15 protein-coding genes are annotated in these 19,470 nt (G+C 35.8%); 10 read left to right on the top strand and 5 right to left on the bottom strand.

The window, feature by feature from the left end; translation table 11 throughout:
- Window positions 1-303: 303 nt before the first annotated feature.
- Window positions 304-492 (bottom strand): hypothetical protein, encoded by a 189-nt coding sequence (locus tag BWI92_RS25295; RefSeq protein ID WP_095168192.1) that lies wholly within the window; start codon window positions 490-492, stop codon window positions 304-306.
- A 425-nt stretch (window positions 493-917) separates the two neighbouring features.
- On the opposite strand from BWI92_RS25295, the gene BWI92_RS25290 reads away from it, so the two are divergent.
- From BWI92_RS25290 to BWI92_RS25255, 8 genes are all read left to right on the top strand, one after another.
- Window positions 918-2,714, top strand: coding sequence for a PAS domain-containing protein (locus BWI92_RS25290; protein ID WP_095168188.1), 1,797 nt, complete (start codon window positions 918-920; stop codon window positions 2,712-2,714).
- Window positions 2,715-3,025: 311 nt separating this feature from the next.
- Complete coding sequence (locus tag BWI92_RS25285; protein ID WP_095168186.1) at window positions 3,026-3,655, top strand: response regulator transcription factor; 630 nt, start codon at window positions 3,026-3,028, stop codon at window positions 3,653-3,655.
- 4 nt (window positions 3,656-3,659) lie between these two features.
- Complete coding sequence (locus BWI92_RS25280) at window positions 3,660-4,064, top strand: response regulator (RefSeq protein ID WP_095168184.1); 405 nt, start codon at window positions 3,660-3,662, stop codon at window positions 4,062-4,064.
- The gene (locus BWI92_RS25275) at window positions 4,061-5,953 is read left to right on the top strand and encodes a PAS domain-containing sensor histidine kinase (protein WP_095168182.1); all 1,893 of its coding nucleotides are present in this window, start codon (window positions 4,061-4,063) and stop codon (window positions 5,951-5,953) included. Before BWI92_RS25280 ends, BWI92_RS25275 begins: the two co-directional genes overlap by 4 nt.
- The gene (locus BWI92_RS25270) at window positions 5,943-7,031 is read left to right on the top strand and encodes a response regulator (RefSeq protein WP_095168180.1); all 1,089 of its coding nucleotides are present in this window, start codon (window positions 5,943-5,945) and stop codon (window positions 7,029-7,031) included. The genes BWI92_RS25275 and BWI92_RS25270 overlap by 11 nt, the downstream gene beginning before the upstream one ends.
- 180 nt (window positions 7,032-7,211) lie before the next feature.
- A complete protein-coding gene (locus tag BWI92_RS25265; protein WP_095168178.1) occupies window positions 7,212-8,237 on the top strand; it encodes a helix-turn-helix transcriptional regulator in 1,026 nt (341 codons plus the stop codon).
- 155 nt (window positions 8,238-8,392) lie between these two features.
- Window positions 8,393-11,383: a PAS domain S-box protein gene (locus BWI92_RS25260; protein ID WP_095168176.1), complete on the top strand. Its 2,991-nt coding sequence runs from the start codon at window positions 8,393-8,395 to the stop codon at window positions 11,381-11,383.
- A gap of 2 nt (window positions 11,384-11,385) precedes the next feature.
- Window positions 11,386-11,790 carry a response regulator gene (locus tag BWI92_RS25255; protein WP_095168174.1) on the top strand — a complete coding sequence of 135 codons (405 nt, stop codon included), beginning with the start codon at window positions 11,386-11,388 and terminating at the stop codon, window positions 11,788-11,790.
- A gap of 119 nt (window positions 11,791-11,909) precedes the next feature.
- Here the strand turns inward: BWI92_RS25255 and BWI92_RS25250 are convergent, their stop codons facing one another.
- The 4 genes from BWI92_RS25250 to BWI92_RS25235 form a co-directional block, all read right to left on the bottom strand.
- Window positions 11,910-12,605, bottom strand: coding sequence for a LexA family transcriptional regulator (locus BWI92_RS25250; protein WP_095168172.1), 696 nt, complete (start codon window positions 12,603-12,605; stop codon window positions 11,910-11,912).
- A 293-nt stretch (window positions 12,606-12,898) separates the two neighbouring features.
- The gene (locus tag BWI92_RS25245; RefSeq protein WP_095168170.1) at window positions 12,899-13,705 is read right to left on the bottom strand and encodes an NIPSNAP family protein; all 807 of its coding nucleotides are present in this window, start codon (window positions 13,703-13,705) and stop codon (window positions 12,899-12,901) included.
- Window positions 13,706-13,929: 224 nt separating this feature from the next.
- Window positions 13,930-14,280, bottom strand: a complete 351-nt coding sequence (locus BWI92_RS25240; RefSeq protein WP_095168168.1) for a hypothetical protein — start codon at window positions 14,278-14,280, stop codon at window positions 13,930-13,932.
- Window positions 14,281-14,492: 212 nt separating this feature from the next.
- A complete protein-coding gene (locus BWI92_RS25235) occupies window positions 14,493-15,776 on the bottom strand; it encodes an MFS transporter (RefSeq protein WP_095168359.1) in 1,284 nt (427 codons plus the stop codon).
- Between the two features lie 297 nt (window positions 15,777-16,073).
- On the opposite strand from BWI92_RS25235, the gene BWI92_RS25230 reads away from it, so the two are divergent.
- A complete protein-coding gene (locus tag BWI92_RS25230) occupies window positions 16,074-17,702 on the top strand; it encodes a carboxylesterase/lipase family protein (protein ID WP_095168166.1) in 1,629 nt (542 codons plus the stop codon).
- Window positions 17,703-17,877: 175 nt separating this feature from the next.
- Window positions 17,878-19,302: a metallophosphoesterase gene (locus tag BWI92_RS25225; protein WP_095168164.1), complete on the top strand. Its 1,425-nt coding sequence runs from the start codon at window positions 17,878-17,880 to the stop codon at window positions 19,300-19,302.
- Window positions 19,303-19,470 lie beyond the last annotated feature (168 nt).

Raw genomic sequence — 19,470 nt, 5'->3', positions numbered from 1 at the left:
TCGATGAAGACTGTGATGCCATTGTGCCAAACAAAAATATCCGTACAGTTAGAATGAATTAGGTAGAGACATGTATCTACTATATCCGAAAATTAACGTTAAATAGCTTTTAAATTTACTCAATAAAAATTAAGCTACGCAGTAATTCCAAGATAAATAAGCAAAAGGCTAATTTAGGCGCTGAATTAGACCTTTAAGATTAAACATCGAAGGTTATCTTAGTAAGAATTTTACTTTTAAGGTTGGAGTGTTGGGCGGACACTCTAACAAGATACCATTTAGGGCATGGGCGACCCGCTTTCATTAGAATGAGTCCTCATTACTATTGAACGATGCAGTCATAAGCTCACTTTCTGAATTTTCTTTTTCAAAAACTATCTCATCGGATGGATTTAGAGAAATTTGCGGCTCTTCATCATCTACAAGTTTGTTTAGATTTGTGATAATATGAGACTTAAACTGCTTTAATTCTAACTGACTTAGAATTTTCATAAAGTTTGGGTAAATTAAAATAGTGATAGTTTGTAGTTGGAAAAACGCTATAATGGTTTGACTCTCATACAAAACCAAATGCTAGACTTACGTCTAAAACGTTGTTGGGGTTTACCAAGGCAATAATTTTAAACAATAATACAAGGAAAGAATGTTATATGCAAGCCCTTCAAATGTATCCATTTTTTGACAGAAACACCCCAAAAAGCCACTTCAGCCCACCCAAGATAATTGCCTACATATCAAATACTTATAATAATTAAATGCGATTTCATGGAGCTTAGAAATACAAGTGATTTTTATCATCTGTAAAATCACTTTAGAAAAATCGTTTTGGCTATTAAGTTATCTTTCTAAACATTGACCTTGTGCAAGAATTTCAGAAGTTTTGTCTAGCTATTTTTACCTAACCATTCCACTCATACATGTTTTCAAAACCTAGTACCGCCAAGATTGATTTTTTCTCTCAGTTGCTTCAGCATATAGATCACCCTGTATGTGTCATAAATTCGTCTTACAAAATCGAAAAATGCAATTTAGCTTTTGACCAAACTTTTCCTCCAACAAGCATCCTAAACAGTTCTTTTTTTTCTAATAAACTTCTCCATGAATCTCTAAGCCAAGTTTGGGAAGGTCAAACTGTTCAATATATTTCCGAACTCGAAAATCAGATATTTGAGCTTAAATTAAGTCCTCTCCACAATGCTGGTGAAACTTTTGGATTAATTCAGTTTTTCCCAAAATCCACCCAAACATTTGACTCAGAACAAGCGCTACAGTACAAATATATTGTTGATCATATTCACGAAGTTTTATTTCAGACCGATGCTCTTGGAAACTGGGTATTTCTCAATCAGGCTTGGAGCGATATTTTTGAGTACACTTTAGAAGAAAGCCTAGGACGACCTTTTTATGAATTTTTGCATCCAGAGGATGTAAGAAAAAATGAGTTGCTATTTGCGCCATTGATCAACCAACAGAAAAGTTATTGCAAACACATCATTAGATATATTTCTAAATCACACAAAATCAAATGGATAGAAGTTTTTGCCACCTTAGTCATTGGTAGAAATGGCGAAGTGCTAGGTACCTCTGGTACATTGCGAGATATTACCAATGAAAAAGAAAATGCTAGAATTAATACAATTTTGTCGCATAACGTTCAAGACATTGTTTGCATCCATGATTTGGAAGGAAAATATCTCTACGTTTCACCATCTATCAGTCTGCTTACGGGATATTGTCCAGAAGAACTCCAAGGGCAAAGTCATTACGACTTTTTTCACCCAGACGACAAAGTAAAGATTGTTTCTATTCCAAATAGTTCTGCAGATAGTGAAGTAAGATATATATCATACCGATTTAGAAAGAAGAATAATGAATATGTATGGATAGAAACAAGTGTTAAGATTTTCTTTGACGACTATGATATATGTGACCGAATGATTACTTCTTCGAGGAGTATCCAAGAACACAAATTGGTAGAAGAAAGTATGATGAAATCTTTGCAACGTGAGAAAGAGCTGAATCAACTAAAATCACGATTTGTGAATATGACTTCACATGAATTCAGAACACCACTTGCCACTATTCGTTCGAGTGCTGAGATTATCGAAGCTTATATTAAACTAGAAAAATCGACCTATAACGAGAAGATTACAAAGCAATTAGATAATATTCAGTCCGAAATTCATCGGATCTCAAATCTTATCAGTGAAACCCTCCTAATAGGAAAAATTGAGTCACAGCAATTGACCGTACATCGAGAGGAAGTAAACGTAATAGAGCTAATCAATTTTGCCATCAATCGACAGAATCAACAACAAAAAGACCATCGTATTACAGAATTAGAGGTCGTTGGGGAAGTTCCCAAGATATGGCTTGACCCCCAACATTTTATCCATATTCTAGACAATCTCATTTCGAATGCCTTTAAGTATTCGTTGGGTAAACGAAATCCCATCATATCAGTTAGCAGTGAGAAAAATCAATTGGAAATTCAAATCAAGGATTTTGGCATAGGTATTCCTCTTACAGAGCAAGGGAAAATGTATTCGTCCTTTTTTAGAGCCAAAAATGTTGGGATTATCGAAGGAACAGGACTGGGCTTAGTAATTGTTAAAAACTTAGTTCAGCTCAATAACGGTCATATCTATTTTGTTAGTAGCGAAAACCAGGGAACCACTTTTTTCCTCGACTTCACGATTGACCAAATCTACTAGAGACCTATTTCCTTTATTCCTTTCACAAAAGAAAAACTTTCAACCTTTTGCAAAAAATTGCAATAATTCTGCAAAATCCCTAGAAATAGGGATTGCATATCATTCCTAATTAGCTCAACTTTGCAACTTATGCTACTGAGAACGGATTGTCCTTCAGTAGCTCGAACCCGCATTAAAAGCCCTTCTTAAAAATTTATCGTAATACTGATTTTTATCATTTTTTTTCAATGGTAAAATCCTGTGCCTAACGTTATATCTCTCTTACATTTGAATACAAATATTTTGCGAAAAATGTATTAAAAGTGTAACGTATGCAAATTGCAATCATAGAGGATGATTTAATCTTACGAGAAAATATCGAAATATTTTTTTCCATGTATCCTGATATTGAAGTCAGTATTTCGGCATGTAGTATTGAGCGTTTTTTAGAACAAAGTCAGACAGTTTCGTCAGAACCTTATATCGTATTTATTGATGTAGGCTTGCCCGGAATTTCTGGAATTGAAGGAATCAGTAAAGTCAGGAGACAATTCAACAATACCCATATTGTCATGATAAGTGGCACTTGTAACGAAGAATCCATTTGGGAAGCTATCAAGGCTGGGGCAAATGGATATTTGTTGAAGCCCCTTTCACTCAAAAAACTCGTAGAACAGATTGATATTATCAAAAATAATGGTGCGCTCATCTCTCCAGAGATAGCATCCATGCTTTTTTCTAAAATATCTCAGCAGCCGCAAGAAAAGAAAATAAATGCTGAAGAATTATTAACAAAACGCGAACTCGACGTAATGGACTATCTTTTGAAAGGCCTGTCCTACAAAGAAATCGCCGAAAAACTTTATATAAGTTATACTACCGTCAATGACCATGTAAAGAAAATTTACCACAAGCTAGGTATCAATTCGAAAGGAGAGTTGCTAGCCCTATTTATCCACTAATATTATGACAACATTGGACCCGCCAATCATTTTAATTGTTGACGACGACTTTATCAATCGATTTGTATTAGGTAAAACCCTTGAAACATTAGAGCAAACCTATCAAGAATGTGAAAATGGTGAAGACGCCATCAACTGGCTAAAAGCAACCTCCCACAACCATATTGTGATATTGTTGGATCTCAATATGCCTATTATGGATGGGTATGAATTTTTAGAGTATCTCAAAGAAAATCCGAGAGAATTCGAGCATACGAATATAAAAGTTGTAGTTATTTCAGCAACCACATATTCGCATTTTCTAGAAAGGTTACCAAACGCTGAAATAGTACAATTTTTATCAAAGCCAATTGAGAAAGATCAAATCAAAAATGCTATCGAAGAATCCATAGAATCGTTCCACCAATGATACTCAACGAAGACAAACTCTACTCGCAACTTAACTTTGTGCTCAACAAGATACCATTTGCGGTATTGATGGAAAACTATGAGCGTAGGTTGCAGTTTGTCAATCAAAACTTTTGTCAACTCTTCAAAATCCCAGTTCCTCCCGAACAGTTGATTGGATTTGATTGCAAAATTGCAGCCACTCAAAGTGCTTCAATGTTTAGAAATCCTACGCAATTTTTAGTACGCATTGAAGAAATTCTATCGGCTGAAGAGTTTGTCTCTCATGAAATCGTGGAATTGGCAGATGGTCGTTCTTTTCTAAGAGATTATCTGCCAATCATCAACGAAGGGGTTCATAATGGGCATGTATGGATTTACTATGACTACACCGAAGCCCGTACAATGGAGTACCATATCCTTCATTTAAAGAAATTTTATGAACAAATCTTGAATCATATTCCCGCAGATATTGCCGTCTTTAACAAAAAACACCAATATGTTTTTGTGAATCAAACAGCCGTTCAAGACAATAATTTGCGTGAGTGGCTCATGAATAAAGATGATTACGAGTTTGCCAAGGCACGTGGTAAGGATATTGCCTTTGCCGATATACGTCGTGAAGCGTTCACACAAGCGGTTTCTACCAAGCAAGTATATGAATTTTTGGAAGAAGGTATCAATCGAGAAGGGCAGCATAAGTTTAATTTACGTCGTTTCCAACCTATCTTCCAAGATAATGGAGAACTCGAATTTGTGGTAGGCTATGGAATAGATGTGACCTCATTAAAAAAGACAGAAGAGTATGCTCGTCAAAAGGATATTATATTCGCCAAGGTAGCTGATTTGTTGGATGTTGTAGTGATTGTTATAGATGATAACTTTCAAGTGGTATTCGCCAATGCCGCTTACGAATCTTTTTTTGGTATTCCTGCTTCTCAAATTATTGGTAAAGAAATAGACGCCATTGCCATTGAAGATACTTCGATTATCAGAAAAGATATAGCTCTCTATCAGCAAACTAACTATGCTCATCATACAGCCAAAGTTTATCAGGTAAAAGATAAATACGGTATGATTAAATACTTCTCCTACTCTTTTACCCCTTACGTACAAGAAAAAGCTGGAAACATTAATTATGCCGTATTTTTAAGTGATGTGTCGGACCAATATTACGCCGTTGCAGAACTTCAAAAAATCATTGATAAGGAGCGTCGCCTTAATGAATTAAAATCAGGTTTTGTAAATATTGTATCGCACGAAATGCGAACTCCCATGTCGGTGATTCAGTCGAGTGCCGAAATTCTTGAAATGCTCAACGACGCCGATAAAGTTACAAAACCGCAGCTTCAACTATACCTTTCCCGAATTATCAATGAAGTTCGAGGGATGGAATCTTTGATGAAGGAGCTATTGCTAGTGAGCAAAATCGAAGGAGGCAAAATGGAGTTTAAGCCATCACCTCAAAACATGAATGAATTCATAGAACAGATTATTAACGCCAATTTTGCTCCTTATGAAGACGGTCGTCAAATCAATGTGCTGTTTAAAGGACAAGCCTATCCTGTATGTTTTGATAGGTTGATGATGACGCATATTCTCAAAAATCTCATAGAAAACGCATTCAAATACTCCAATAATAAAGCCTCCCCTATTATTCGTATTAGCTACCAAAAATCTAAGGTGTGTATTCTCATTAAAGATTTTGGAATTGGAATTCCTGAAAAAGATTTTCCCAATTTATTTAAAGCCTTTACGCGTGCCTCCAACGTGGAAGGTATCAAAGGAACAGGTTTAGGTTTGCTGGTAGTAAAATATTTTGTCGATTTCCACAAAGCCACTATTCATTTTAGAAGTAAGCAAAACCAAGGCACTTCTGTACTTTTAGAACTCAAAAATTATGATACCTAAAATCGTATTAATAGAGGATGATTTATTATTAGCCGAAAACACCAAAACTATTTTAGAGTTAAATCAGTTTGAATGTGAAGTAGCACACAAAGGACAGTTGGGGGTTGAGTTAGTTCAATCATTTAAACCTGACTTGGTAGTTTGTGATATCATGCTAGATGAAGTTGACGGTTTTGAGGTACTCAAAAGGATTCGTGCTATTCCAGAATTCATCTACCTCCCGTTTATATTTCTGACCGCAAGAGCCGATTTTTGGGATAAACGAAAAGGGATGAATCTTGGTGCAGATGATTTCTTGACGAAGCCATTTATGTCAAAAGATTTGGTCGAAACCATTCATGCCAGATTAGAACTAAGCAGCCAGAAAAAAGAATCTGTAGGTTTGGAAATCCGTAAAAATGCCGTTGATGTATTCTATCATATTTCGAGTCATGAGTATTTGACTCCCTTAAATGGTATCGTCAATTTGAGCAAAATGGCGATTGAAATGCTACAAAACAGCCAAGTAAACGACGCCTTACCATTAATTGAAGGAATTAGTATTTCGGGCAACAGAATTCTGAGAACTACTCGCAAGCTATTATGGTACAACCAGTTATCTAATAACAATAATCCTTGGCGTAATGCTACAAGTGGCACGGTCAACATCCTAGTCTTACATCATCAAATATATAATACCCTCAAAAAAAGCGCATCTATGCCCTTTGAGTTTAGCTTTAAATCAAATATCAATATCTTATATGGCTACGATGAAGTTCTTTTAGAATTTGTGTTGACTGAATTGTACCAAAATATCATTCAGTATGCCAATCATGCTCACAAAGTTTATATTGATACACGCCTCGAAAACAACCATTTACTGATGATTATTCGGAATCATTATTTGGGCAACTACACCATTTGTACCAACGATGTAAAACCGTTTTTTCAAGCACATAACCCCAAGGATATGAATGGAACAGGCTTGGGGCTATACATTATCCAAGAATGGGTTCGAACTGTACATGGTAAAATGGAAGTATCAGCTCAAAACAACCTTTTTGAGATTATTTTGAAAATACCCGTTAGTAATTTTTAAGATAATCCAAATACCCAAACAAGATTTTACCAGTCGATCCAGTGTGAATATATTCTGCGTTTATACGAATTATCGACCAATTGAATTATGAAGGACGATATTTTTCTTATATTAGTGAAGAATATTCTATTTGCAAGTTTTACTTTGATTGTCACGATAGAATAAGAGCAACTTAAAATTATGAAATCATTACTTAACGCATCAATTGTTTTTGAAAATCATCATTCGCCAGACTTTTTAACCCAACTTTTAGATTACCTTCAGATTGAGCAACACAACCGCTTTGTTTATCAATTTGAAAATTCGAAAGGAAAAGGTCAAATTCTTTCTACTGAAATAGAGCAAGGATTTGAAGTTGAGCTATTGCAACTACAATTGAATGAGGACTTACATATCAGACCAACACCCTCCGAAGAGAATACTCGGTGGAATGTAAGTATTTGTAATGATTACCTATATACTAAAGAGTTGGCTGAAATTACATCCAATAATTACCCTTATTGTGTGGTGTTGAGTTCGTCGTCTGTTTCAAACGCTCGAATATTTCCAGCCAATCGCCCGATTTTTAGTTTTTCTTTGACCTTCTCAAAAGATTGGATAGAAACGAATATTATTCAAGATCTAAAAGAAGAACCAGCAGAGCGTCTCAATGAGATTATCCAGAGCAATGAGCCTATATTTATGATTGATAATATTGATGTAGACTTACATAGAATCGTAGATACACTGCTCAATGAGGACCTTTACCAGCAAAATACCAAGTTACTTTTTTATCGGACTGCCCTTGATTTGACATTGATTTTCTTCAAAAAACTCATAAATAAAAGCATATTTATTCCAACTAATCAGAACTTTAAAAAAAGAGATATACAAAAAATCCATGAAATCAATGAAGCTATTCTAACAGATTTGTCAAAGCCTTGCCCTTCCATTGAAGAACTTTCTAAATCTGTGGGCATGAGTACAGCCAAATTCAAAACTTTATACAAAGCAATTTTCAACAACAGTGTTTATAATTATCATCTAAACGAACGCTTAGTGCAAGCTAGAAAGTACTTACAATCAGGCAAATACACTATCAATGAGGTAGCCTATATGGTTGGTTTTAATTATCCATCAAGTTTTTCAAGAATATTTAAAAAGACTTTTGGACAATCCCCCCTTCAATTCATGGGTTTACACTATGAAGAAGGACAAGACGAATAACTTAGTATTTTTTTACAAATGCCCAGCAGTGGGCACCTCGAATCCACAAGATAAATAAGAGAATCCACCATTATATTTGACCGTTTTTCTCGATGATTGGCAGTTTTTAATTGGTTTTTTCCCACTTAAAAACCCCATACAAAGAGCAAATTTCTATGGAAACGTTTACTAATACCGAATCTCAACTTTCAGAAAATACAACTAAAAAATCCACCTCGATGATAGAACAGGAAAATCCTGCTTTCTATCAAGCTTTGGATTTTGCCAATGAAGCGATTCTTATCTACAATAAGAATCAAGAAAACATTTATCAAAATCGCCAAGCCCAGACTTTCATTGAGAGTCACCAAGGTTTGTGTTCGGGAAAGGTTCTTCCTCAATTATTAAACGATTTTGGATTTCAACAAGAATCTGTTACTCCTTCACAGAATGTAACCGAATATTTTTCGAGTTCGTATGGTCTAAAGGCTCGAATTATGCAATCGGCTGAACAGACTATCGTATACATCTCGATACCCCACGTTTTGGCACCACAAGAGATCATCAACACGATAATCTCGCCAGATTTTAATCCGATACTTAATCAGTCAAATGATATTCTGTGTATAACCACCGAATCGGGAAACATTCTTAAAATTAATAGAGCAGCCAGTATATCTTGGGGATATACTATTGATGAATTTCAGCATAGGAATCTCCTATCTTTTTTAACGGAATCTTCTCTGAACATTATTAAAAAAACTTTTGATTCTTTAGTACACGGACAAACGATTCAAAATGTCGTTTTAGATGTTCGTAAGAAAGATGGAAGCATATTTCCCATGATTTGGAATGCCGTTTGGAATCCAAATCGACAAACGGTAATTGCTATTGCCAAAGATTTTTCTGAAAGTTTAGTCAAAGAAAAAGCACTTAAACTTTCTGAACAAAACTATTCTTATCTCTTCAATAACAATCCATTACCCATGTGGATTAACGATTTCTATACCAAGGAATTTCTTGAAGTGAATGACGCAACCTTGCGACAATATGGTTATAGCCGAGAGGAGCTTCTCAGTATGACCGTGTATGATATTATCGCTCCAGAGCATTTAGAGAATTACAAAAATGCCAGCTGGGACTTTAATACAAATCCACCCAATTATCGAGGTGTTTCATTGCACCAAACCAAATCTGGAATCCCCCTAACCGTTGACATTACAGCCCATCAGATAGAGTATAAAAACCGTACGGTATCGTTGGTGCTTGTTCATGATATAACACAAAGAAAACTCGCAGAAAAGGAGCTTATCCAAACCAATAATCGCCTCAAGGCTGCACAAGAAATTGCCCATCTTGCTTATTGGGAGCATGATTTAAGAACAGGAAAAATATTCTGGTCAGAAGAGGTTTTTAAGATTTTTGAAATAACCGAAAATAGAGAGAAGTTTGACTATGAAAACTTTATCGGCATGGTTCATCCAGAAGATAGAATGTCAATCAAACTCTTGGAAGTATCTGTGCTATATGGCAGCAAGCCCATCGAAAAAGAGTTTAGAATTGTACTTGCTTCTGGCAAAACCAAATATCTTTTCAGTAAAACCCAAGTAGTCTTTGATACCCTTGGTAATGCTCTGCGGGTTGATAGTACATTTTTGGATATTACTCTACAAAAACAAGCTAAACAAGCGCTCAGAAAAAGTAATGAACGCTTTGAATTAGCCAAAAAAGCAACACGAGATATTATTTGGGACTGGGATATCCTTACAGGAGATTCGTACTGGTCAGACAATTACGAATTTATTTTTGGAAAGTACCCTTACGGTCCTATGAAAGATTTTCAGGATTGGAGCAAAAATATATATCCAGAAGATAAAGAAAGAGTTTTGGATGAAATTCAACTGGCGCTCGCCAATCCAGAACAAAGTACTTGGGAAAGTGAATATCGTTACATACGCGCCAATGGCGAAATTGCCCATGTAAGCGATAAGGGATATATGGTTTTCGATACCCATGGAAAACCTATCAGAATGGTAGGTGCCATGCGTGACATTACCAAAGAAAAACAAGAAGAACAACAGCTAAACCTCTGGAAATCGGTAATTACCAACAGCAACGATGCTATTTTAATTACTGAAGCAGAACCTGTCGAACAGCCAGGTCCGAGAATCATTTATGCCAATGAAGCTTTTACCAAAATGACAGGATATGAGCTTCATGAAATTGTAGGAAAATCACCAAGAATCCTTCAAGGCCCTGAAAGTAGTCGATACGAACTAAACAAAATCAGAGCGGCTTTAAAAAAATGGGAGCCCTGCGAGATTGAAATTGTCAATTATAGAAAGAATAACGAACCGTTTTGGGTAAGTATTTCTATTGTTCCTCTTGCAGATGAAACGGGCTGGTATACACATTGGATTTCGATTCAGAAGGACATTACCGAACGCAAAAAAAATGAGGCAGAACGGGAGTTACTGATTAGGGAATTAACGCAAATCAATCAAGATTTACGTCAATTCTCCTATATAACTTCTCATAATATTCGTTCGCCATTATCTAACTTGTTAGGTTTGCTCAAGATGTTGAATACCTCGACCATCACAGACCCTATGACATTGACAGTATTAGAAGGTTTCAAAACTTCGACCAATCAACTTAATGATACCATCAATGATTTATTAAAAATCTTGGTAATTAAAGAAAATGTCAATGTTCAACAAGAACTTATTGATTTTGAGACAGTTTGGATCAGAATAACACAGATGACACAACAACTTATACAAGAGGCAGGGACATCAATCACTACCAATTTTGTAAAGGCCCCATCTGTAAATTTTAATATATCGTATCTAGAAAGTATACTCTTAAATTTACTATCAAATGCCCTGAAATATCGTTCGAACAAAAGGCCTTTAGAAATTGTGGTAAAAACTAGAAATACTTCAAAAGGCATCGAATTGACATTTACAGATAATGGATTAGGAATCGACCTCAAAAGACATAAAAACAAAGTATTTGGTCTCTATCAACGATTTCATAATCATCCAGATAGTAAAGGAATTGGTTTGTATATGGTGCAGGCTCAAATAAAATCCCTTGGTGGGAATATTTCAGTAAAAAGTGAGGTAGACAAAGGGACTCAATTTTCAATTTTATTCAAGAAGTAAATATGTTTAAGAAGATTTTGTGTGTAGACGACGACCCCATCACCTTGATGATACTCAAGATGGCCATGAAAAAATGTGATTTTTCATCAATAGTAGAAACCGTCGCAGATGGAACAGAGGCTGTAAGTTATTATGAAGGTTTACAGCAAAACCCTTCCATTGATGCTCCAGAGCTAATTTTTCTCGATTTGAATATGCCTCAAATGGGTGGCTGGGCATTCCTTGATATTTTTAGACAGAGATTTCAAAATAATTTTCCAGAAACAAAGGTTATTATCCTTTCTTCAAGTATCGACCCCGAAGACATTCGTAAATCTCAAGTAGTACCTTGTGTCAAAGAATTTATCAGTAAGCCTATCAATACTACAACCTTACTGAGATTAAAATCAGAAATGGATGTTCATTGACAATATACTTTATTCTACTTTGAGAGAAAGGCTTGTTTTTGAATTATTCATCAAAAAAGCGGTCGAAAAATTAATTTTCGACCGCTTTTTTGATATCTGCAAGGTTGGATAACTCTTTTCTACAAAGGAAATTCTCCCGTAAAGAATCCAACAAATTTCCAAAGCTCTTGAATATCGTCCTCCATTACAGGGTAAGGAGCGTATCTTTCGTTGGTTGATTTAAGAATCAAGACGTTTTTCTCGTTGAGATAATTAAATACTTTTTTCAGAACAACACCTTCATCTTTGGTAACTACAATACAAATTGTACCATTTTTGATAGCACGCCAATTGTCGACGTACTCAGCAAAAACTAAAGAGCCCTCTCTCAAAGGCAACATCGAGTCTCCTTGAATTGGAAATACACGATACTTGCGATCTTTCGGTAAAAAAGGTACGTTAAAAATGGGTAAACGACTAATATAATCAATATCTCCGTAACCGTTTGAATAACCCGCTACAGCCTTAATAGGAACAAACTCGATGTTTTCTTCATTCTCGTTGTTAACGGTAGTAGCCAATATTCTAAGCTTATCTTCCTGACGTTTAGCTGGTTGATTTGTTGCTAGGTCTTTTGTAAGCATATCATCTACACTTACGTTAAAATAACTAGCCAATTTAATCAAATCAGCATAACGTGGTTCAGCGCGACCACTCTCATAAGAACCGAGTGTAGATTTTTTTAAATCAACTTCCTCAGCAAGTTTTTCCTGCGAAATTTTTCCGTCTAACTGTTTGCGTAGGTATTGCAGGTTTTGGCTAAAAAAAGTATCCATTGTGTGTATATATCTAATTCCTAAAGTGAATGCGAATAATTTGTACAAAAACAATATACAAAAATACCATATTTAGTCATCATTCCGCACATTATTTGATAATATTCGTTAATTCGGTGTAAAATTGTAGGCATTTTATTACGTGCGGACTTGTTGTAGAAAGGCAGGTAGGTAAATTTAGAGATAAGACTGCTTATTTCAAAGAAAATGGATAGGTTAAATTATAGATTTATTAGCCATAATAAAAAAAGGTGAGCATTAATAGCTCACCTCTCTCAAAACTCTTTAATTTACTAGATATCAGAGTAATCCGTTGGTCTCAAGAAACGTGTATCATTTTTTGAAACATTATGCTGATATTTTGGTATCGCAGATAAAGTTTTCCATTCAGGATCAGCACCAAACGCCTTCCAATGCGCATCTCTATCGGCTTTGTTTTCGAAAGTTGTCATGTAAATCAAGTTCGGCATAGCTGCGCCAGATATTACTTCAGAGTAAAATACAGCATTGAAATTCAGTCTTTTAAACAATTTTACTTCTCCTCCTGCATTAAACATATCTACTTTGTTCACATACAATTTCTCGCTTGGACCTTCATAGCTTCTAAACTCATACACTCTTTCGGATTTTGGCGAAGAAAGCGCTGGCATTTGGAAATGCGGTTGATCAACAAACGCTCTCATCAAAATAGACTCCATACGTGTATATACAGGCTTGTCCCAAGGCGTGTCGATATAATCTTTTCCGTCTTCTAAATAAGTTTTATCTGAAGCAAGTTTTCCTTCCAACTTTGCCCATTCGTCCTGTGATTTAAAAGGAATAAATACATAGACTAATTTTTCGGCTGGCTCGGCAGCATCAGTTGCAATGATAGGCTTAAATACACCCACTTTTTCAATACCTGCACGATGCAATGCTGGCATATAGGCATTCTGCAAGTAATTATCGAGTCTCGATTCTTGCTCGGCTGTTTTCAAACGATAAATAACCAACTGATAAAAATCTCTTTTGGGAGCAGCTGCCCAAGATGCAACAGAAGTAAGAATTGTAACCAATAGAGCCAGTACAGCCACTATTCTGGTACGAAATACATGTTTCATTTTCTATTAAAATAATTAGTGAATAATGTTTGAATATATAGATAAAACAAGAAATGATTGTTTTTACTTATACATTCAACAAAAATAGAAAATAAAAAAGGCGTTTCTACCATGTTTTATCTTTTAAAGGGTATTAATCAATCGCCATAAAAAAATCGCTACACAGAGCTTTGAGTCTCCATGAAGCGATATTTTAATATGTACACCGATTATTGTAAAAGCATTTATGCTAAAGCCCCTTCTCCCAACACCTCATATAACATACTATTTAAGGAAAGGACAAACTTCGTTCCATCCAATAAATCTCTCAACTGAACTATTTCACAAAGCGTTAGCTCCCATGACAATTGTGCTTGTGGAGCTTCAACTAACTCATAATCAAAATCATCTGATAAATTAAAGATCATTTGATGAATATCGATTGACGATACCTTACGACGAAATGCTAAGAAATCATGAATCTTGAAACTTGCTACCATTCCATTAAAATGCACATGAATCTTGTTTGTCAAATCGCATTGCCAAGTACTTCCTTTTGAATTTTGATACAATTCGTGAAACGCAGGATATTCCATAACCTTACCTCTATTTTGAATACACTACAAAGTTAATAGGAGAAAGAATATCATGCAATAACTATTTAAAATAAGTCTAAATAAATTTTCTAACTAAAATCAAAAAAACGGCTACTTAGGAGAGTAGCCGTCTAATAACAATTATGATGTGGTGATAATCTGGGTTATATAGTGCCAATTTACAGCATTAAACCCAATAATCCCACATTCAGCTATAATTTTACTTTTTCCATCTTAGGGGCAAAAAAGTGCATTGCTAGCCAAGCAACAATATATGCCATTGAGCAAATGATAAAGATCACATTATAACCGATGTTTATATCTCCAGCCTTTTTGTAAGTATCTAACAAATAACCAACTAGAATAGGAAATAGAATTCCTCCAACAGAGCCTGCCATGCTACCAATTCCAACTACTGAGCTAATCGCCTTGCGCGGAAACATATCTGATGCTGTAGTAAAAATATTCGCACTCCAAGCTTGGTGTGCCGCCATCGCAAGGGCAATCAAACCAACCGCCTGCCAGATATTGGTGCAATATTGGGCAAAAAATACAGGTAATACCGCCAGCGCAAAACTCAGCATAGAGGCTTTTCTTGCCTTAAATACAGTCCAACCTTTTTTGATAAGATAACCCGAAAGGTATCCGCCACCAATACTTCCTATGGTCGTAGCTGTGTACACTACTATTAATTCAATACTAGGCTTTTTCAAATCTAACTGGAAACGCTCTGCAAAATAAGATGGTAACCAGTAAAGGAAAAACCACCAAATAGGATCAGTAAACATTTTCCCAAATACAAAAGCCCATGTTTGACGAATTCCAAAAAGCTTAATCCATTTCACAGATTCTGTTGTTTCTACTTCTTGCTCGTCGGCATCGCTATTGATAAACTCTAACTCTTCCTGACTTAATTTAGGGTGTTTGGTGGGCGTTTCGTAATATAATTTCCAGAAAATCAACCAAATAAAACCCACACCACCAGTGATAATGAACGCTTCTCGCCAGCCATACGCACCCAAAATCCAAGGTACCATAATGGGAGCTACTACCGCACCAATGTTTGCACCTGAATTAAATATACCTGTGGCAAAAGCTCGTTCCTTTTTTGGAAACCATTCCGCTACTGTTTTAATAGCAGCAGGAAAGTTACCCGACTCACCAAGCCCCAATAGCATACGCATACTTGCCAGACCAAAAGTTGAACTTACGGCGGCGTGCAATACTGCCGCAATACTCCACCATACAACCGAAATAGTGTAACCTAGTTTTGTACCAATTTTATCGATGATTCTACCAAAAAACAAAAAGCCTGTGGCATAGGCCGCCGTAAACGCCATGATTACTTGACTGTAATCGGACTCTGTCCAGTTAAATTCTTTTTCTAGGGTCGGTTTTAATAATCCAATTACCTGACGGTCAAGGTAGTTGATGGTGGTAGCAAAAAAAAGTAAGAGTACTATTCTCCAACGATATTGAGGAATTTTAGGATTCATAAAAAACAGTTTAAGGTTCATCACTCAGTCATAAAGACCTGCTTTTGAACATTTTGATGATTAGAGTTAATGAGTAAAGACCTAGCAGATGATTATTTACCCAAACTTTCTTCGATTTGTATAATTTTTTTCACACTTTTTTGCATTAAATCCGATTTTTTATCACATTTGTATCTATAGTCTCACATTGAGACAATTGCTCAGATGACGTTTCCATATTATCCAATTATTTAAAAACGTAGGTAACTCGAAAAGCATAAATGCTACTCATTTACTTACACTTATACCAATTAACTAATGAAAAAAATCATTCTATTGAGTAGCTTACTGAGTGTGAGTTTGCTAGGAACCATTTCGCACACGCATGCACAATCAGACCCATTGGTGGCAGGTAAAAATATTGCCGTTGTAAGCACCGATTTGGGAAAAGTAAGAGGTTATATTCACAACGGAACTTTTACTTACAAGGGCATTCCTTATGCACAATCTGAGCGCTTTATGCCTCCTACTCGCCCAAAGGCTTGGAGCGATGTGCGTAGTTCTACAGCTTATGGCCCCGTATGTCCTACCGACCCAACAACAACGGTGTTTGACCCTCTCGAATTTGCATTTAACCACAACTGGGGTTATACCAACGAAAACTGTCAAACACTAAATGTATGGTCGCAGGGTATCAATGACGGCAAAAAGCGCCCTGTTATGGTTTGGTTGCATGGTGGTGGGTTCAGTGCGGGTTCGGCTATTGAGTTACCATCTTACGAAGGCGAAAATCTGAGTAAAAAAGGAGATGTCGTAGTGGTTTCTATCAATCACCGTTTGAATGTCCTTGGCTTTTTGGACTTGTCTAGCTTTGGAGATAAATACAAAAAATCAGCCAATGTCGGAATGATGGATGCTGTTATGGCTTTGGAATGGGTCAAAAGTAATATTGCCAATTTTGGTGGTGATCCAAACAATGTAACCATTTTTGGACAATCAGGTGGTGGTGCTAAAGTTACTACATTGATGTATGCGCCATCGGCTAAAGGGCTATTTCATAAAGCAATTAATCAAAGTGGTAGTTATCGTCAAAGCTTTTTGGAACAAGAAGATAGCAAAAAAGTGGGCGAGGCTTTGTTAGAAGTATTGGGTTTGAAACCAAATCAGGTAGATTCTTTACAAAAAATACCTTACGAAAAATTGAATGAGGCAAGCAAGAAAGCGATTGCTAAAGTTCAAGATCAAATGAAAAAAGATGGAAAAGCGTTTGTAGGTGGTGGGTTAGGTTGGGGACCTGTTCACGATGGTGACTTTTTGCCTTATCAACAAGTTGACCCTGCGGGCTTGGCTATTTCAAAAGATATTCCATTCATGTTGGGTTGTACCAAAAATGAATTCATGGCGTCATTAATGAATCCAGCTATTCGTGATTTTACCAAAGAACAAGCTGTAGATTTTCTAAAAAAACGTTATGCCGACAAAACAGATGCCTATTTGAAGGCTGTTGAAAAAGCCTATCCAAATACCACAAAACCATCTGACTATATCGATATAGATTTGGCAGCATTTAGACCTGGCATGGTGAAGCATGCCAACTTAAAGGCAGATTTTGGTGGAGCACCTGTTTATGCATATCTATTTACATGGCAATCTCCTGTAAACGATGGTATGTACAAGGCTATTCACTGTATCGAATTGGGTTTTGTATTTAACAACATCGACCGTTGTCAAGAAATGACTGGAGGTGGAAAGGAAGCAAAAATTCTAGAAGACAAAATGAGTCAAGCATGGATAAATTTTGCACGTACTGGCAATCCAGCTCACAAAGGTTTACCATCTTGGCCTGCGTATACTTCACAAAATGGAGCGACAATGTTTTTTGACAATAAAGTAGAAGTGAGAAATCATCACGATAAAGAGTTGATAGAGATAAGCTCAGGCAAATAGCAAGAGCTTATGAGTTAATCATATATCCATTATTTGAAGATACTCAGCATCAGAAAGATAGTATTAATTGAAAATTTTCTTTATAGTTGATAAATGAGTAATTGGTTTCAGAGTTTTCTGAAACCAATTTTTTTTTGCCCTATTTTTTCAAGAAATTGAAGAAAAATTATAAGCCATGACACTCCAAAATAATTCTCTGACCGACCTACATCAAGTAGAGACACTCAACACATCTGCTGCTCATTTCTTAATCATTAGCGATTTGCATATTGCAAGAGGAAAAGAACCCTCTGGAATGATTACAGGAACCGAAAACTTTTTTGCCGATGAAGCTTTTCTGCGATGGATTCAATTTCACCTAAACAAATATCAAGAAGAAGAAGCCGTCTTAGTAATTAATGGTGATTTTATCGACTTTTTGAGGGTCATTTTTACAGAAAAAGAAGTGCTTCACTTTGGCTATGATGAATGGCAAAAAATTTTACAAAAGGTTCAAATAAATAAAACAATCGAGGAGCTGAAAGCCAGCTTCACTGAGGATGAAAAAGTATATGGATTCAAAACCGATGATTTTAAATCTATTTGGAAATTAGAAAAAGTTATTGAAGGTCACGAAAAAGTATTTCTGGCCCTTGTAGAATGGCTTAGTCAGCCCCACAAAGAACTCCTAATTCTAAAAGGCAATCATGATTTGGAATGGCACTGGGAAAAGGTTCAGACCTATTTTTCTGTAAAATTAAATGAGATAGCCCTCCAACAAAACAAACCCATAATAGGTAAGATATCTTTTATACAAGATTCGGTAATCATCAACCAAAAACTCTATATCGAACATGGGCATCGTTATGATAAATTCTCTCATGTGGTTGGAACACCAACCTTAGAAGGTAAACTTAGCGGACAATTGAGATTGCCTTTGGGTTCGTTTGTCAATAGATATTTGCTTAATCGGATCGAAATAGCCTATCCTTTTCTTGATAATATTCGTCCGACCAGTAATATTCTCGCTATTCTATTAAAAGAGAGATTTCCATTAGCCATCGAAATTTTGACTAAAAGGGTACTGGCACTATTGAAATTTGTTGATAAAAAGGCCTTTGCCTATGTTTTTGGTCAGGCACTGACCTTTATTGGCATCATCATGATACCTGTGGTGCTTACCATTTTTTTGATGTATAAAGATATTACTAACATCAATCTGAAAGGAGATTGGAGTAACTTAAGTTTCTTAAAAAACTTAGGCACCTTAATCATATCCTATATTGTTGGTCAGTTTGTCGGTGTATTCAATCTTAAAGAACCTGATGATTTATCGCAAGAGGCGCCCAATATTTTCAAAAAATACCCTAGTGTAGAAGTAATAACCATGGGCCACACACACAACCCCATGCAAATATTTCAAGAAAATAAAGCTTTTTTTAATTCAGGAACTTGGATTCCGATTGTTGAACAAACTGTTGGAAATCTCAAAGAAGACAAGACCTATAATTATTTAGAAATCAGCTTTTTAGAAAAAGAATTATTTACAAAAGATTCTCTCAAGCGTTGGAATGATGATGCTCAACGACCTGAAGGCTTGTATTTAACGTTAAAAAACTAGCAAAATCAGACTTGATTTTTGATTAACTTTTGAGATTTATATCGTAAAATAAAAAACAAACAGTATTTTCTTCACTTAAGGCATGATTATTGCGATAAAGTAGTTATTCTTGCAGTGCGACTAAAAAAGCATCGCAAGAATAACTAACTACTTTGTCCTTAACTTTAC

The organism is Flectobacillus sp. BAB-3569 (genome assembly GCF_002270355.1).
In the GTDB taxonomy this organism is placed as follows: Bacteria; Bacteroidota; Bacteroidia; order Cytophagales; family Spirosomataceae; genus Flectobacillus; species Flectobacillus roseus.
Note: the sequence above shows the minus strand (reverse complement) of the source record. Positions and strands in the feature narration are given on the sequence as shown.

Excerpts from the sequence above, each read along its gene's own strand:
- BWI92_RS25295 (WP_095168192.1), bottom strand. The coding sequence starts at position 492 with ATGAAAATTCTAAGTCAGTTAGAATTAAAGCAGTTTAAGTCTCATATT.
- BWI92_RS25225 (WP_095168164.1), top strand. The coding sequence starts at position 17,878 with ATGACACTCCAAAATAATTCTCTGACCGACCTACATCAAGTAGAGACA.
- BWI92_RS25275 (WP_095168182.1), top strand. The coding sequence starts at position 4,061 with ATGATACTCAACGAAGACAAACTCTACTCGCAACTTAACTTTGTGCTC.
- BWI92_RS25230 (WP_095168166.1), top strand. The coding sequence starts at position 16,074 with ATGAAAAAAATCATTCTATTGAGTAGCTTACTGAGTGTGAGTTTGCTA.
- BWI92_RS25255 (WP_095168174.1), top strand. The coding sequence starts at position 11,386 with ATGTTTAAGAAGATTTTGTGTGTAGACGACGACCCCATCACCTTGATG.
- BWI92_RS25240 (WP_095168168.1), bottom strand. The coding sequence starts at position 14,280 with ATGGAATATCCTGCGTTTCACGAATTGTATCAAAATTCAAAAGGAAGT.
- BWI92_RS25260 (WP_095168176.1), top strand. The coding sequence starts at position 8,393 with ATGGAAACGTTTACTAATACCGAATCTCAACTTTCAGAAAATACAACT.
- BWI92_RS25235 (WP_095168359.1), bottom strand. The coding sequence starts at position 15,776 with ATGAATCCTAAAATTCCTCAATATCGTTGGAGAATAGTACTCTTACTT.
- BWI92_RS25285 (WP_095168186.1), top strand. The coding sequence starts at position 3,026 with ATGCAAATTGCAATCATAGAGGATGATTTAATCTTACGAGAAAATATC.
- BWI92_RS25270 (WP_095168180.1), top strand. The coding sequence starts at position 5,943 with ATGATACCTAAAATCGTATTAATAGAGGATGATTTATTATTAGCCGAA.
- BWI92_RS25250 (WP_095168172.1), bottom strand. The coding sequence starts at position 12,605 with ATGGATACTTTTTTTAGCCAAAACCTGCAATACCTACGCAAACAGTTA.
- BWI92_RS25280 (WP_095168184.1), top strand. The coding sequence starts at position 3,660 with ATGACAACATTGGACCCGCCAATCATTTTAATTGTTGACGACGACTTT.
- BWI92_RS25290 (WP_095168188.1), top strand. The coding sequence starts at position 918 with ATGTTTTCAAAACCTAGTACCGCCAAGATTGATTTTTTCTCTCAGTTG.
- BWI92_RS25265 (WP_095168178.1), top strand. The coding sequence starts at position 7,212 with ATGAAATCATTACTTAACGCATCAATTGTTTTTGAAAATCATCATTCG.
- BWI92_RS25245 (WP_095168170.1), bottom strand. The coding sequence starts at position 13,705 with ATGAAACATGTATTTCGTACCAGAATAGTGGCTGTACTGGCTCTATTG.